The 14,417-nt window shown below is 71.9% G+C and carries 14 protein-coding genes; 4 read left to right on the top strand and 10 right to left on the bottom strand.

Annotated elements, in window-relative coordinates; translation table 11 throughout:
• The first annotated feature begins 88 nt into the window (after nucleotides 1–88).
• Nucleotides 89–1,831 (top strand): putative bifunctional diguanylate cyclase/phosphodiesterase, encoded by a 1,743-nt coding sequence (locus MKK55_RS14570; RefSeq protein WP_243935687.1) that lies wholly within the window; start codon nucleotides 89–91, stop codon nucleotides 1,829–1,831.
• Nucleotides 1,832–2,016: 185 nt separating this feature from the next.
• On the opposite strand, the gene nudC is transcribed toward MKK55_RS14570, so the two are convergent.
• The 5 genes from nudC to MKK55_RS14545 all read right to left on the bottom strand — a co-directional run bounded on the left by nudC (nucleotide 2,017) and on the right by MKK55_RS14545 (nucleotide 6,212).
• Complete coding sequence (gene nudC / locus MKK55_RS14565; protein ID WP_147728438.1) at nucleotides 2,017–2,928, bottom strand: NAD(+) diphosphatase; 912 nt, start codon at nucleotides 2,926–2,928, stop codon at nucleotides 2,017–2,019.
• Between the two features lie 7 nt (nucleotides 2,929–2,935).
• Nucleotides 2,936–3,349, bottom strand: a complete 414-nt coding sequence (locus MKK55_RS14560; RefSeq protein WP_147728437.1) for an HIT domain-containing protein — start codon at nucleotides 3,347–3,349, stop codon at nucleotides 2,936–2,938.
• 96 nt (nucleotides 3,350–3,445) lie between these two features.
• Entirely contained in the window at nucleotides 3,446–4,012 is a 567-nt protein-coding gene (locus MKK55_RS14555) for a hypothetical protein (protein WP_147844110.1), read from the bottom strand.
• 122 nt (nucleotides 4,013–4,134) lie between these two features.
• Complete coding sequence (locus MKK55_RS14550) at nucleotides 4,135–4,998, bottom strand: universal stress protein (RefSeq protein ID WP_147728435.1); 864 nt, start codon at nucleotides 4,996–4,998, stop codon at nucleotides 4,135–4,137.
• Nucleotides 4,999–5,081: 83 nt separating this feature from the next.
• A complete protein-coding gene (locus tag MKK55_RS14545; protein ID WP_279596197.1) occupies nucleotides 5,082–6,212 on the bottom strand; it encodes an acyltransferase in 1,131 nt (376 codons plus the stop codon).
• A gap of 233 nt (nucleotides 6,213–6,445) precedes the next feature.
• Here MKK55_RS14545 and MKK55_RS14540 point away from each other — a divergent pair, with 233 nt between their 5' ends.
• Nucleotides 6,446–7,171: a DUF4142 domain-containing protein gene (locus MKK55_RS14540; RefSeq protein WP_243933201.1), complete on the top strand. Its 726-nt coding sequence runs from the start codon at nucleotides 6,446–6,448 to the stop codon at nucleotides 7,169–7,171.
• Nucleotides 7,172–7,354: 183 nt separating this feature from the next.
• Here the strand turns inward: MKK55_RS14540 and MKK55_RS14535 are convergent, their stop codons facing one another.
• From MKK55_RS14535 to MKK55_RS14525, 3 genes are all read right to left on the bottom strand, one after another.
• A complete protein-coding gene (locus tag MKK55_RS14535) occupies nucleotides 7,355–8,020 on the bottom strand; it encodes a carbonic anhydrase (RefSeq protein ID WP_147843815.1) in 666 nt (221 codons plus the stop codon).
• A gap of 64 nt (nucleotides 8,021–8,084) precedes the next feature.
• Entirely contained in the window at nucleotides 8,085–8,609 is a 525-nt protein-coding gene (locus MKK55_RS14530; RefSeq protein ID WP_243933203.1) for an NUDIX hydrolase, read from the bottom strand.
• 11 nt (nucleotides 8,610–8,620) lie between these two features.
• A complete protein-coding gene (locus MKK55_RS14525; RefSeq protein ID WP_243935667.1) occupies nucleotides 8,621–9,403 on the bottom strand; it encodes a DUF429 domain-containing protein in 783 nt (260 codons plus the stop codon).
• 84 nt (nucleotides 9,404–9,487) lie between these two features.
• Here MKK55_RS14525 and MKK55_RS14520 point away from each other — a divergent pair, with 84 nt between their 5' ends.
• Together MKK55_RS14520 and dut are read left to right on the top strand one after the other, a co-directional pair.
• Nucleotides 9,488–10,375 carry an HpcH/HpaI aldolase/citrate lyase family protein gene (locus MKK55_RS14520; RefSeq protein WP_243935659.1) on the top strand — a complete coding sequence of 296 codons (888 nt, stop codon included), beginning with the start codon at nucleotides 9,488–9,490 and terminating at the stop codon, nucleotides 10,373–10,375.
• Nucleotides 10,372–10,845, top strand: a complete 474-nt coding sequence (gene dut, locus MKK55_RS14515) for a dUTP diphosphatase (RefSeq protein ID WP_243935657.1) — start codon at nucleotides 10,372–10,374, stop codon at nucleotides 10,843–10,845. The genes MKK55_RS14520 and dut overlap by 4 nt, the downstream gene beginning before the upstream one ends.
• Before the next feature lie 195 nt (nucleotides 10,846–11,040).
• Here dut and MKK55_RS14510 read toward each other — a convergent pair whose 3' ends face one another.
• Both MKK55_RS14510 and denD read right to left on the bottom strand, forming a co-directional pair.
• Nucleotides 11,041–12,906, bottom strand: a complete 1,866-nt coding sequence (locus MKK55_RS14510) for a glycoside hydrolase family 15 protein (RefSeq protein WP_243935655.1) — start codon at nucleotides 12,904–12,906, stop codon at nucleotides 11,041–11,043.
• An 83-nt stretch (nucleotides 12,907–12,989) separates the two neighbouring features.
• Complete coding sequence (gene denD / locus MKK55_RS14505) at nucleotides 12,990–13,970, bottom strand: D-erythronate dehydrogenase (protein WP_243935653.1); 981 nt, start codon at nucleotides 13,968–13,970, stop codon at nucleotides 12,990–12,992.
• Nucleotides 13,971–14,417: the final 447 nt, after the last annotated feature.

The following is a 14,417-nucleotide window of genomic DNA, read 5'->3' as shown; positions in this document are numbered from 1 at the left end:
TGGATTGACTGTAACACAAGTTTAATTCGATCCGATTAACGTGACATATTGCTTCTTCGCAATGCGTGAATTCCATTGAGCTGAAGTGATGACCGACATCGACGCGACCGAGCAAGCATTCGGTTCTCACGACCCCGTCTCGTCGGAGACCGCGTTGGCCGGCGCCGTGGGACTCGCGCGGGCCGCCACGTATGCGTTCATCGCCAACGACGGCACCGGTCGGATCACCTTCGTGAACGAGGCGGCCGAGGCGCTCTTCGGATACGGACCCGGCGCGATGCTGGGCCAAAACGTCGATCTCGTCGTTCCCGAACGGTTTCGCGCCAGCCACGCGGCGGGTTTGGCGCGCATCGCCCGCAACGAGCCCTCCCGGATGGCCGGTCGAACGATCGAGGTCACCGCCAGACGTTGCGACGGCAGCGAGTTTCCGGCCGAGTTCACGTTGTCGATCTGGAGAGACCGCTTCGGCCTCGGCTTCGGGGCGATCATGCGCGACATCTCGGAATGGCGCGCCCGCGACGAGCATCTGGTCAGGCTCGCGCATCACGACACGCTCACCGGATTGCCCAACCGCGCTTCCTTCGAAGAGACGCTCGACGCGAGGCTCGCCGCCGGTCAGGCCACGTGCGTCCTCATGCTCGACCTCGATGGATTCAAGGAGGTGAACGACAGCTGGGGGCACGGCACCGGTGATGCCGTCCTCCAAACCCTCGCCATCCGTCTGCCGGCCTGGCTCGATCAGGATGCGATCGTCGCCAGGTTCGGCGGCGACGAGTTCGCGGTGATGCTGCCGGGCGCCACCGATCCCCTGCAGGTCGCAGCCAGTGCCGCCGCGCTTCTCGACGCCTTCGCGGCACCGTTCTGCGTCTTAGGTCATACCTTCCACCTGGGCGCCAGCATCGGAGGCGCCATCAGCCCGACGCAGGGCCTGTCGGCAGGCGAGCTCGTCGGCAATGCGGACTTGGCGCTCTTTCGCGCGAAACAGGACGGCAAGCGTCGCTTCCGCTTGTTTCAGCCCGACATGCGGAGCGCGCTGCTTTCGCGACTGGCGCTGCAGTCGGAGTTGCGCAGGGCGGTCGCGGCCGGTGAGTTCGTGCTCCACTACCAACCGCAGGTGGCTCTGGATACCAGGCGCATCAACGGTGCGGAGGCCCTCCTGCGATGGCAGCACCCCGAACGCGGTCTACTGTTTCCGGGCGCCTTCCTGTCCCAGCTCGAGGAGCACCCCCTGGCACTCGAGGTCGGACGCTGGATCCTCGACGAAGCCTGCCGGCAGATGGCGGCTTGGCGCGACGCAGGGCTCCCGATCCGGAAAATGGGCGTCAACCTGTTTACCGCCCAGGTCCGGTCGGGGACGCTGACGTCGGATGTCGCCGACGCTCTCCAGCGGCACCGGCTGAGCCCGGAGATGCTGGAGCTGGAAATCACGGAAACGATCTTCCTGAAGGTCGACGAGCCTGTCCTCCGCCCGTTTCGCGACCTGCATCGTCGCGGAGTCGGCATTTCCTTCGACGATTTCGGCACCGGCTACGCCTCCTTGAGCTCGCTCAAGCGTTTCCCTCTGACCCGCCTTAAGATCGATCGCGGATTCGTCCGGGACCTGATGACCGATCAGCACGATGCGGCGATCGTGCGCTCCATCATCCAGATCGGGAACGACATCGGATTGGACATCATCGCAGAAGGAATCGAGACGTCGGACCAGGAGGCGCGGCTGCTCGTAATGGGCTGCAAGCAGGGTCAGGGATTCCTGTACGCCAAGGCGCTGCCGGCGGCCCGGTTCGAGGATCTTTTCCAAGGTCTCGGGCGCCTTGAGAAGATCGCGAGCTGATCGACGAGCAGGAAACCTGCAAGCGCGTTCGCGGAGCCCGTTCCGATCCGCGTGTCAGGTGGTCTGCCCGGCGCGGCGAGACGGGGGAGATGTCGGGCCGTTCCACTGTTCGCCCGGAAGCGGCCCGGCCAGGAATGACCGATTCCGGGCAGCTGCAGTCTGTGGCAAACGACGGGTTTCGGCCCTCAGGCCCGCCCCTCGACGAAGGCGCGCATCAGCACGTGCGCGATCGCCATAGCCGGTGGGGCGAAGAGGTTGTCCGGGTGGCGCCGCTCCAGCATCGCCAGCACCTCGGCGCGGTCGAACCAGCGGGCGTCGGCGAGCTCGGTCGGGTCGGTGACGATGGTCTCGTCCAGGGCTTCCGCCGTGCAGCCGATCATCAGCGAGGACGGGAACGGCCAGGGCTGCGAGGTGTGATAGCCGACCGCGCCGACCCGCACCCGCGTCTCCTCGTAGGATTCGCGCGCGACCGCGGCCTCGATCGTCTCGCCGGGCTCGAGGAAGCCGGCGAGGCACGAGTACATCCCCTCCTTGAAGTGCGGGCCGCGCCCGAGCAGGCAGCGTTCGCCGCGGCGGATCAGCATAATCACCACCGGGTCGGTGCGCGGGAAGTGATGGGCGGCGCAGGTCGGGCATTCGCGCCGGAAGCCGCCGGCGCGGACCAGGGTCTGCGTGCCGCAATTGGCGCAGAAGCGGTTGCGCGCGTGCCAGCCGAGCATCGACTTCGCGGTGGCGAGCAGGCCGAGCTCGTCCTGCGGCACGGCGCCCTCGGTGGCGATGGTGCGCAGGTCGAGCGTCCGGAAGCCGTCGCCGGCATAGGCCTCGGCCGCCTCCGGCGCCGCCACCGCCGCGAAGATCGGCCGCCCGTCGAGATGCCCGAGGAAGATCCGCTCCTGGGTGATCAGGGGGTTCGCGCGGACGCCGTCCTCGGCCTCCAGGATCGCGCTCCCGCCCCGAAGCACGAGCGCGTCGCCGGCCAGGAGCACCAGCCGGGTGCCCGGCGCGTCGGGGGGCGGCACCGCGTCCTCCGCCTGCTCCGAGGAATGGCGGACGAGCCGGCTCTGCGTGAAGCCCAGGGTGGCGAAGGGGTCGGTCATCGCCACCTCAGGCTGCTGCGAACAGGGCGCCGGCCCGCTCGGCGAGCTGCGCGCGGGCATGGTGCGGATACGGCTTTCTCGCCTCGAAGCCCCAGACCGGGCCGGGCCAGGCCGGATCCGACAGGAAGCGCCCGACCACGTGGACGTGGAGCTGCGCCACCACGTTGCCGAGCGTCGCGACGTTGACCTTGTCGGGCTTGGCCAGCGCCAGCATCACCCCGGTGGCGAGGTGGACCTCCCGCCACAGGGCGGCGGCATCCTCGGCGGCGAGATCGGTGAGCTCGCTCAAATTAGCCCGGCGCGGCACCAGGATCAGCCACGGGAAGCGGGAATCGTCCATCAGCAGGACGGAGCAGAGGCCGAGGTCGCCGACCGGCACGGTGTCGGCGGCGAGCCGGGAATCGAGAAGAAAATCGGTCATGCCGGGCGATGTAGCGCGGGCGCGCGTCCCGGCGCCATGCCCGCGCTCACGGGCCGCCGGCCCGAACCGGCCGGCGGCGTCGCGCTGTGCGCGATGTCACAGCGTCGGCTCGGTTCCCGCGCGGCCGACCGCGACGAGGTCGGCGTTGACGAGACCGTCGGCGTCGGTGCGCGCGAGCACCACGACGTCAGCGCCGGGCACGAGCAGAGCCCTCTCGCCCGGGGCGATCTGCGCCGTCGGCGTCCCGGGCGGGATGGTGAAGGACTTGCTGCCGCCGTCGTAGACCAGCTCGACCTGCCGCGGCGGATCGAGCGACAGGCCGCCGATCCAGCCCGCGGTGAGCCGCGCGTCGGGGGCCGCGTCCCAGGGCTTGGTGCCGGCCTCGAAGCCGCGCTCGGACGGCGAGTAGATCGCGACCTTGATCGGCTTCGGCTTGCCGTCGGCGCCGGGCACCGAGACGATGCTGACGTAGCTCTCCGGCTTGATGTCGCGGAGGCGGCCTGCGGTCGCGATGAACAGGCGCGTCTTCACGTTCATCAGGACGGTGACGGACCCGCCGGCCGCGCGCCGGATCGTCAGCGTGTCGGCGTCGCGGGCCTCGACGGTGCCCTGGTAGCGCGCGAAGGATTCCGCGGCCTGCGCCGCAACGGAGGTCGCACCCATCGCGAGCGCGATCAGACAAGCTCGGATCACTGTCGTCAGCCCCTCACTCGACCGGAATGGCCGGCGAGGCGCGAACGTCGGGCGAACGGTCGAGGTTCCCGCTTCGCGCGCGGCACACGCCGTCAGTGCGCCATCAGCATCGGCAGGTCGGCGTGGGCGAGCAGGTGGCTCGTCGGGCCGCCGAAGATCATCTGCCGCAGCCGGCTCTGGGTGTAGGCGCCCTTGATCAGCAGGTCGGAGCCGAACTCCTTCGCCTCGGCGAGGAAGGTCTCGCCCGGCGTCCGGCGCCCGGCGGGAAGCGCCTTGTGGTCGGCGGCCACGCCCTCGCAGGCGAGCGAGCGGGCGAGGTCCTCGGCGCTCGGGCCCGGCACCGTGCCGCCCTCGACGCTGAGCACCAGCACGCGGGAGGCGGCCCGCAGCAGCGGCATCGCGAAGGCGACGGCGCGCGCGGTCTCGGTCGAGCCGTTCCAGGCAACCAGGATCGCGTCGCCGAACCGGGTCGGCGGGGTCGGCGGCGCCACCAGGATCGGGCGGCCGCCCTCGAACAGCGCCGTCTCAAGGGTGGTCATGCGCGGCGTACCGTCGGCGGCGCCGGGGCGGCCGACGACGGTGGCCGAGAACAGGCGCGCGTACTGCCCGAGGAAGGCGTCGCCCGCCGGCACGTCCTGCCGCCAGCGATAGCGCGCGCCGGCGCCGGCGACGTTCTCGGGAACGCACAGGCCGTCGCGGGCGTGGCGCGGGATGCCGGCCCCGTCCATGAAGGCGACGAAGCGCCCGCCCGCCTCCTCGGCCTCGGCCCGGTCGGCCTCCTCGTCGCGCAGCCAGGTCATGCCGCCGACCATGTCGACGGGCACGTACTCGGCGAGCGCCGGCCGCAGCGACACGCCCTCGATCAGGCTGCCGAAGCGCTGTGCCACCAGGCGGGTCGTCTCCAGCACCGAGGGCAGGGCGTCGTGGAGCGCGATCGGCACCAGCAGGGTCTTCATCGCGTCGCCTCGCTCGGGTTCGCCATCACCGTCGCGACGCTAATGCGGATCGCCGCGGCGGGAAACTCGCAGCCGCCCGGCGCTCACACGGTTTTCGGTCTCGGAAGGGAATGGCGATCGGGATCGAGGCGGGCGCGGGCGAGGCGCGTCATCGGGCGCTCGACATGGCGGTGGACGAGCAGGGCCGCCACGACGCTCAGGGCCACCATCACGCCGAGCGCGACCCAGGGGCCGAGCCACGGCGCGAGGTCGGAGCGCGCGAGCGCCTCGCGCAGGCCGCGCAGGACGAAGGGATGGACGAGGTAGAGCGCGTAGGAGGCGTCGCCGAGCGCGGCCAGGGCGGACACGACGGGCGAGGGCGGCCGCGCCTGCGTCCGCCGGTGGCCGAGTGCCGCCGCCGCCACCAGGAAGGCCGCCGGGATGCCGAGGGCGAGCGGGCGCAGGAACCCGTCCGGGAATGGGCCGGTGCGCGCGACGAGCAAGAGCAGGCCGAACCCGGCGAGCGCCAGGCCGGCGCGCGCCGGCCCGCCCAGCCGCACGCCCTCGCCGCGTGCGAGCGCGATCAGGGCGCCGAGCCCGAATTCCAGCATCACCGGGTTCGACCAGAACGCCAGCGGCACGGCGTCCGGCTTCAGCCAGGCGCCCGCCAGCACGATCCCGACGAGGGCCGCCACGAGCCAGGCGACGCCGACCCGGCGACCCCAGCCGAGACCGAGCGCGAACAGCGCGTAGAACGCCATCTCGCAATTGAGCGTCCAGCCGAGGCCGTAGAGCGGCAGCACCGCGCCGTCCGGCCGCGCCGCGGGCCAGAACAGGAAGGAGGCGACGACCTGGCCGGCGTCCGGCGGTCCGCCGCTGCCGTTGAGGGCCGACGGCGCCGCCAGCCCGACCGCGAGGTAGAGCGCGGTGACCAGCCAGTACAGCGGCACCACCCGCGCGATCCGATGCGCCAGGAAGCGGCGCCGACCTCCGCTCTGCGCCGCATGGCGCCCGACCGCGTGCGGCGCCGCGGCGTGGACGATGATGAAGCCCGAGATCACGAAGAACACGTCGACGCCGCCCGCCCAGGGCAGCAGCCCGCTCGGGGCGAAGGCCGCGCCCGTCCGCTGCGCCAGCGCGGTCGCCTCGGCCTGCGCATGGTGCATCACGACGAGCAGCGCCGCGACCGCGCGCAGGATCTGCACTGACAAGATCTGGGTGGAGCGGGGCGTCAAGGCGGGGCCTCGAGACGGAAGGACGGCGAAAGGCATGGCGGCTGCCGCGGGGCGGATCAAGCGTCGCAGCCCGCGCGGCGGACGGCGCAAGGTCAGGCAAGACCAGAGGAACCATGCGCGATCGTCATCGTTGGTTCGATGAAGTGCTGTCGCCGTCCGTTTCGGTTGAAACCGGTATGGGCGATACAACTACGCCGGCTTGCACGCTCACCATTCATCGATCGAGGTTTTCAATGCTGAAGAAATACGCCGTCCTGTCCGCGCTCGCCTTCGCCGTCTCGACCCCGGCCATGGCCCAGGGCCTGAGCGATTTCCGTCTGCAGTCGCTGCAGGCGAACGCCTTCGAGATCCAGTCGAGCCAGATCGCGCTGTCGAAGTCCCGCAACCCGCAGATCCGGACCTACGCCCAGGAAGCGATCCGCGACCACCGTTCGGCCAACGTCGCCCTCGTCGGCGGTGACCGCAACTACGTCGCCGCGCAGGGCGGCGTGGTCGGCGGTCCGGTGGACGGCTTGATCGGCGCGCCGCTGGCGGTGGCCGGTGGCGCCGTCGGCGCGGCGACCGGCGCGGCCGCGGGCGTGGTCGGCGGGACGCTGAACGGCGGCCCGGTCGGCGGCCTCGAAGGTCTCGGCTCGGGCGCGCAGCGCGGCGCCGCAGCGGGCAGCCGCCTCGGCAACGCCGACGTCGATCAGACGGCCGGCACCACGGTGGTTCAGCCCAGCCCCGAGCAGCAGGCGATGCTGGCGGAGCTCTCCGCCACCCCGTCGGGCCCGCGCTTCGACCGCCTCTACGTGAGCCAGCAGGTCCAGGCGCACCGGATGACGATCGGCATGACCGAGACCTACGCCTCGTCCGGCCCGAACCCGGCGCTTCGCACCTACGCGCAGCAGGCCCTGCCGGTGCTGCAGCACCATTACGGCATGGCCCAGCGCCTGCCGGGCGCCCGCGACGCGATGTAATCGTCCGATCCCGCTCGGCGCCGACGCCGAGCGGGGCTCACGAGACAGGGCGGCAGGCGCGAGCCTGCCGCCCTTTTCGTTGGTCCGGGCTTTCGTCGGCCCTGGCCTTTCCGTTCCGATCGATCTCGGATCGAAAGGCGAGGCGGGTGCTCTCGAACCAAAGCACCCGCCTCGCCGGACGCGTCAGCTGCAGCTCATCATCGCGGAGGGGCGCAGCGGCTCGCCGCTCCGATCGACCGCCTGCGCGAAGTCCCCGGTCTCGGGATTGCGGACCAGAAGGTCGCCCGTGGCCACGCCGAAATGCGCACCGTGCAGCTTCAGGGTGCCGGCCTCGACCCGTTCCTTGATGAACGGGAAGGTCATCAGGTTCTCGAGGCTCTGGCTGACCATCGCGTGCTCGAGGCGGGTGAGGTATTCGGGCGCGCTCGAATCGCCGGCCTTCGCCTCGGCGGGCTCGACGAGGGAGACCCACTTGCCGATGAAGTTGCCCTTCGAGAGCGGCTTGGCCTTGTTGGCGTAGGCCTTGATGCCGCCGCAGCTGGCGTGGCCGAGCACGACGATGTTCTTGACCTCGAGGCCCTGCACCGCGAACTCGATCGCCGCCGAGGTGCCGTGATAGTCGCCGCCGGTCTCGTAGATCGGCACGATGGCGGCCACGTTGCGGATCACGAACAGCTCGCCGGGGCCGACGTCGAAGATCGCTTCCGGCGCGACCCGGCTGTCGCAGCAGCTGATCACCAGCGTCTCGGGCTCTTGGGCGGTCGCCAGCTCGGCGAAGCGCTTCCGCTCCGTGGGAAAGCGGCCGGAGAGGAAGGAACGGTAGCCGTCGGTGAGCGCGGTCGGAAACATGGGTCCTCCTGACAATCGAGAAATTCCGTCACGGAACGAGTGGCCTGAGCCCCCTGTTCCACGCTCAAGTTTGCTGCCAGGTCAGGATGATCGGGGCGTCTGGAACGTGTCCGGCGACGAGGCGCTCGGCGAGCTGACCGAGGCCGGCGGGCTCGATCCGCGCCTCGGTGGCGAGCAGCTCGGCCACCGTCCACCAGCGCGTGCCGTGCAGCGGGTTGTCCTCGGTCTCCATCAGGCGGCTGGTGTCGATCCGGTCGTCGGGCAGACGCACCAGGAAATAGCGCTCGCGTGCATCGCGCGACTGCCGGAACAGGTGGAACGGGCCGTCGCAGGCCGCGACCTGCGGGCCGATCGCGCAGTCGGCCCGGCCGATCTCCTCCGACAATTCGCGGCGGCAGGCCGTGACGTGGTCCTCGCCGGGCTCCAGCCCGCCGCCCGGCATGAACCAGAACCGCAGCGGCGTGCCGTCCGGCGCATGCGCGTGCACCGATTCGTACTCGATCAGCAGCAGCCGGTCGGCGGGATCGAACACCAGCGCGCGGGCGACGTGGCGGATGGCGGGGTTCGGGTCTCGGGTCTGTTCGCTCATGGCCCAGGTCGTTAGCAGACTTTGCGTGGCTCGCGGGATTCGGCCCGGTCGCCCCCTTGAAGCGGCGCCGGCATCCAGATCACCGCCGGCAGGCCGTGGGCGTCGCGCTCGGGCAGGTCCGGCAGCGGGCTCGCGCGGCCGAGGAGGATGTCGCGGGCGACGACGAGGCCGGCCATCGCGTCGAGGTGGTCGTCGGCACCGACGCCGCGCGGCCGTGCGCCGTGAACCAGCGTCTCCGGCAGCCCGGCGGCGACGAGGAGCGCCCGGCGCAGGTCCAGCCCGGCCTGCCGCTGCGGCCCCTTCTTGCCCGCCGCCAGCGCCCGGTCGCCATTGAGGCGGCGGAAGGCGATCTCGGGGTGGACCTCGTGCAGGCGCGCCGTCAGCGCCGGCCGCTCGCGCAGCAGGGCGTCCACCGCGCGGATGTAGCGGAAGATGTTGAAGCACTGGATCGAGGGCGCGAAGGGCGGCGCGCTGCCCGCGCGCGACAACGCCTTGGCGGTCTCGTAGTCGTCGGCGAAGATCGCCGCGCGCGGCGGCACCGGGAACACGCTCGACCGGCCGGCGCCGAGATAGGCGCGTGCGGCCCGGTCGGCCGCCCGGCCTCCGCCCGTCGCGCGGTCCGGCAGTCCGATCGGTACGTCGATGCCGACCGAGACCGGCGCTTCCGGTCCGTCGAGGCACTCGGCGACGGTGGAAAACAGGGCCGCGCGGTGGCGGCCGGGATCGTCGAGGTCGAGCAGCACGCCGGCCCAGGCGCCGCGGCAGCCGTCGAGTCCCGCGATCCAGCGCGCCATTCCCGCTCCTTGTCTCGCCGTCCGGAGAACGCTATCGGCGCTTCTGTCTTACGGACGTCGCCCCGCCGACGGAAAGATGCCGCCATGACCGAGATCCGTCCGCGTCGCAGCGTGCTGTCCCTGCCGGGCTCGAACCCGCAGGCCCTGGAGGCGGCTCGCACCCTGCCGGTCGACGCGGTGCTGCTCGATCTGGAGCAGACCGTCCCGCCCGAGGCCAAGGACGCCGCCCGCAAGACGGTGGCCGCCGCGGTGACGGGCCGTCCCTACGGTCATCGCGAGGTGGTGGTCCGCATCAACGCGCTCGATTCGGCCCACGGCGAGGCCGACCTCGCGGCGATCGCCGCGGCCGGCCCCGACGCGATCCTGGTGCCGAAGGTGAGCGGCCCCGACGCCCTGGTGGCCGTCGGCGCCCGCTTGAGGCGCCTCGGCGCGGCGCCGGCGCTGCGGATCTGGGCGATGATCGAGAGCCCCCTCGCGGTGCTACAGGTCGGCGCGATCGCCAGCGCCGCGCGCGACGTCGACACCCGCCTGTCCTGCCTCGTGGTCGGCACCGACGACCTCGCCGCGGCGACCCGGATCCGTCGCGGCGTCCCCGGCCGCCCGGCGCTGATGCCGCTGCTGATGAGCGTCGTCGCCGCGGCCCGCGCCTACGAGATCGACGTCATCGACGGCGTGTTCGAGGCGACCGCCGACGAGGCCGGCTTCCGCGCCGAGGCCGAGCAGGCCCGCGACGGCGGCTTCGACGGCAAGGTGCTGATCGATCCCGCGCAGATCGCCGCCGCCAACGCGGTGTTCGGCCCGGGCCCGGATGCGGTCGCGCAGGCGCGTGCGGCGATCGCCGCCTTCGCCGCGCCGGCCGCCCGCGAGCGCGGCACGGCCGCGTTTCGGGGCCGAACGATCGACCGATCCCATGCCGACGAGGCCCACCGCATCGTCGCCCTGGCCGACGCCATCGCGGCGCGCCGGCCGTGAGCGACGCGCTGCCCGAAGTCGGCATCCGCGGGCTCGATCCGCGGCTGGCGGGGTGGGGGTTTCCGCGATGGGGCTCGGCCCAGGCCGCCGGCCTCGACCTCCATGCCTGCCTCGACGCGGCACTCGACCTCGCGCCGCAGGGGCCGCCGGCGCTGATCCCCGCCGGCTTCACGGTGCTGATCCGGGAGGCCGGCTGGTGCGGGCTGATCTTCCCCCGGTCCGGCCTCGGCCATCGCGCCGGGCTGGTGCTCGGCAACGGCACCGGGGTGATCGATGCCGACTACGAGGGCCCGCTGATGATCTCGGCCTGGAACCGCAACCCGGCGGGCGACCCGATCCGGATCGCGCCGGGCGAGCGCATCGCGCAACTGGTGTTCACGCGGGTCGCGCGGCCGCGGCTGGTCGTGACCGACGCGGATGAGCCGGCATCGGCGCGGGGCGTCGGCGGGTTCGGGTCGAGCGGCCGGTGACGAGGCCGAAGGATCGCGCCTCTTCTCCCTCCCCCCTCTGCGGGGGAGGGTGGGCCTCGCATCAGCGAGGGTCGGGAGAGGGGAGCGACCTCTCCGGATAGCGCGCTCCCCTCTCCCGACCCGCTTCGCGGGCCACCCTCCCCCGCAGAGGGGGGAGGGAAGTGAGCGCGGTCAGCCGAAAGCCCCGCGCTGCGTCTACTCCGCCGCCGCCTTCGTCGCGACGCATCCCTCCTCGGGCAGGCCGAAGCGGCCGATCGTGTCCTGCAGGCGCAGGGCCGCGTTGATCAGCGCCATGTGCGAGAAGCCCTGCGGGGTATTGCCGCGCTGCTCGCCGCTCTCCGGGTCGATCATCTCGGCGAACAGCCCGACGTCGTTGCCGCGCGCCAGCAGGCGCTCGAACGCCGCCTTGGCCTCGCCGGTGCGGCCGTCGAGCGCCAGGCAGCCGACGCGCCAGAAGGCGCAGGCGGTGAACGTGCCCTCGTCGCCCGCGAGACCGTCGTCCATGCGGTAGCGGTAGATCAGGTCGCCGACGCCGAGCTCAGCCTCGATCGCGGCCAGCGTCTTGCGCAGGCGCGGGTCGCTCGGGTCGATCGCGCCGAACAACGCCACGCGCAGCACCGCCGCGTCGAGGTGGTGCGAGCCGTAGGCGCCGGTGAAGGCCTGCCGCTCCTCGTTCCAGGCCTTCTCCAGGTAGTCGGCGCGGATCTCGGCGGCGATCCGCTCCCAGGTCTCGATCTTCTCCGGCGGCACGCCCTCGATGTTGCGGCCGATCCGGGCGGCGTCGTTCAGCGCCACCCAGAGCATCGCCTTGGTGTGGAGCTGGTGGCGCGGGCCGGTGCGCAGCTCCCAGATGCCGTCGTCGGCCTCGTCGCGGCAGGCGATGGCGCGGCGGGTGAGGTTGTCGAGCACCTCGGGCAGGCGGTCGTGGACCTTCTCCGGCGGGTCGTACTCGACCGCTTCGAGGAAGACGCAGAGCGCGCGCACCAGCTCGCCGTAGATGTCGTGCTGGTCCTGGCCCTCGGCGGCGTTGCCGATCAGCGGCGGCCCGACGTCGCGCCAGCCGGAGAGGTGGTCGAGCTCCTCCTCCGGCGGCATCGCCTCGGCGATGCCGTAGAGCAGCTTGGTGTCGCGGCCGAAGCTGCCGTCCGCCTCGCGCAGGAAGCGCAAGAACTCCGAGGCCTCGCGGACGTAGCCGAGCATCACGAAGGCGGTGACGGTGAAGGTCGCGTCCCGCATCCAGGTGAAGCGGTAATCGTAGTTGCGGTTGCCCGGAACCGCCTCGGGCAGGCCGGCGGTGGCCGCCGCGACGATGGCGCCCGACGGCGAGTAGGTCAGCAGCTTCAAGCACAGGGCCGAGCGCAGCACCGCGTCGCGATAGGGGCCGTGATAGGTGCACCGCTCGCTCCAGCGCCGCCAGTAGTCGATCGTCGCCGCGACCCGGCGCTCGGCGCCGGCGAAATCGTCGATCGCGGCCCGCTCCCCGTCCTCGCCGTGGGTGAGGACGAGGTAGGCGGTCTCGCCCGCCGCGATCGCGAACCGGCTCACCGCGACCGCGCCGTCGAGCCTCGGCTCGGGCGCGGCGTTGACGCGGAGCCGCTGCTTGCCGGCCTCGAACAGCACCGTCGCGCCGTCAACGATCGGGATGCCGTCGCAGCGGGCGTAGTCGAAGGTCGGGTGCACCAGGAAGCGCCCGGCGACGTGGCCGTCGATGCAGGTGAGCAGGCGGATCAGGCGGCTCTCGCCCTCGCCGTCGGGCCCTTCCTCGGGCTCGGGGGTCGGCGGGTTGACCGGCATCACGTCGACCAGCCGGGCGCTGCCGGTCTCGGTGACGAAGGTCGTCTCCAGCACGTTGGTCTCGGGCAGGTAGCGGCGCGAGGTCGAGCGCAGGCCCTCGAACGCGATCCGGCAGGAGCCGCCCTTGTCGTCGTCGAGCAGCGCGAGGAACAGGGCCGGCGAATCGTGACGCGGCCAGCACAGCCAGTCGACCGAGCCGTCGCGGGCGATCAGCGCGGTCGAGTGGGTGTCGCCGATGACGGCGTAGTCTTCGATGGGCTTGTACAAGGCGATGCGTTTCCCGGAGGCTCGACCCGTTCTAACGCGTCGCCTCCCCGGTTCGACCGTGCCTGACGAAATGTCACATAGGTTTATGTCCCGGCGTGGAATTCGGCGACGTGCTCGGCGACGATCGCGTCGAACGAGGCGTCGGTGGTGAAGCCGAGGTCGAGCGCGCGTTCGGTGGCGAAGGCCTCGGGCCAGGTCTCGATGATGCGGGCGACGGCCGGATCGGGCTCGCGGCGGATCAGGGCGACCGCCTTGTCACCGCCGACCTTGCGCAGGGCCTCGATCTCCTCGGCCACGGTGGCCGACACCCCCGGCAGCGTCAGCGCGCGCCGCAGCCCGAGGCGGGCGAGGTCGAGCCCGGCCGCGTGCAGCAGGAAGCCGATCGCGGCCGAGGGGCTCGCGAACCAGTGGCGCACGGTCTCGGGCACCGGCAGGATCGCCGGCTGGCCGGCCAGCGGCTCGCGGATGATGCCGGAGAAGAACCCCGACGCCGCCTTGTTCGGCTTGCCCGGGCGCACGCAGATCGTCGGCAGGCGCAAGGCGATGCCGTCGAGGAAGCCGCGGCGGGAATAGTCGGCGAGCAGCAACTCGCCCATCGCCTTCTGGGTGCCGTAGGAGGAGGCCGGCGTGACGATCCAGTCGTCGCCGATCACCGGTGGCAGCGGCGGCCCGAACACCGCGAGCGAGGAGGTGAACACCACCTTCGGCCGGTAGCCGTCGGCCAGGTGCGCGCGGCGGATCGCGTCGAGCAGCAAGCGGGTGCCGTCGAGGTTGACCCGATAGCCGAGCTCGAGGTTCGCCTCCGCCTCGCCCGAGACGACGGCTGCGAGGTGGAAGACGAGGCCGGGCCGCCCGGCGATGGCGGCGTCGGCCGCGTCCGGCGCGGTGAGGTCGGCGGCCTCGGTGCGGACGTTGCCGGCGAAGCCCGCGGGCGCGTCGGGCTGGACCACGTCGATCAGGGTCAGCGCGTCGAGCGGCGCGCCGCCGACGGCGCCGGACGCGACCAGGGCCTTGGTGAGCCGGCGGCCGATCATGCCGGCGGCGCCGAGGATCAGGGCGTGCATGGGAAGCTCCTTGGTCGGCATGTTCGGCCGCGATCGATCTGCGTTGCCCTACCGGCTCCCCCCCCGTACCCAAGTCGGGCCTGCCCGACTTGGGTACACGACTTGGGCACACAAGGTGCGGATCTCGGGCAAGCCCGAGATCCGTCGGGGGGAGGGAAGGCGCGACGAGACTTTCGAAGGCGGTCAGGGGAAGCGCGTCGAGCGGAGGGCCGCCGCCGGCGCCGGACGCGACCAGGGCCTTGGTGAGCCGGCGGCCGATCATGCCGGGGGCGCCGTGTATCAGGGCGTGCATGGGAAGCTCCTTGGTCGGCCTGTTCGGCCGCGATCGATCTGCGTTGCCCTACCGGCTCCCACCCCGTACCCAAGTCGGGCCTGCCCGACTTGGGTACACGACTTGGGCACACAAGGTGCGGATCTCGGGCAAGCCCGAGATCCGTCGGGGGGAGG

This window comes from Methylobacterium sp. J-059 (genome assembly GCF_022829485.1).
In the GTDB taxonomy this organism is placed as follows: Bacteria; Pseudomonadota; Alphaproteobacteria; order Rhizobiales; family Beijerinckiaceae; genus Methylobacterium.
The sequence above is the reverse complement of the archived record's forward strand: the minus strand, read 5'-3'. Positions and strand labels throughout refer to the sequence as shown.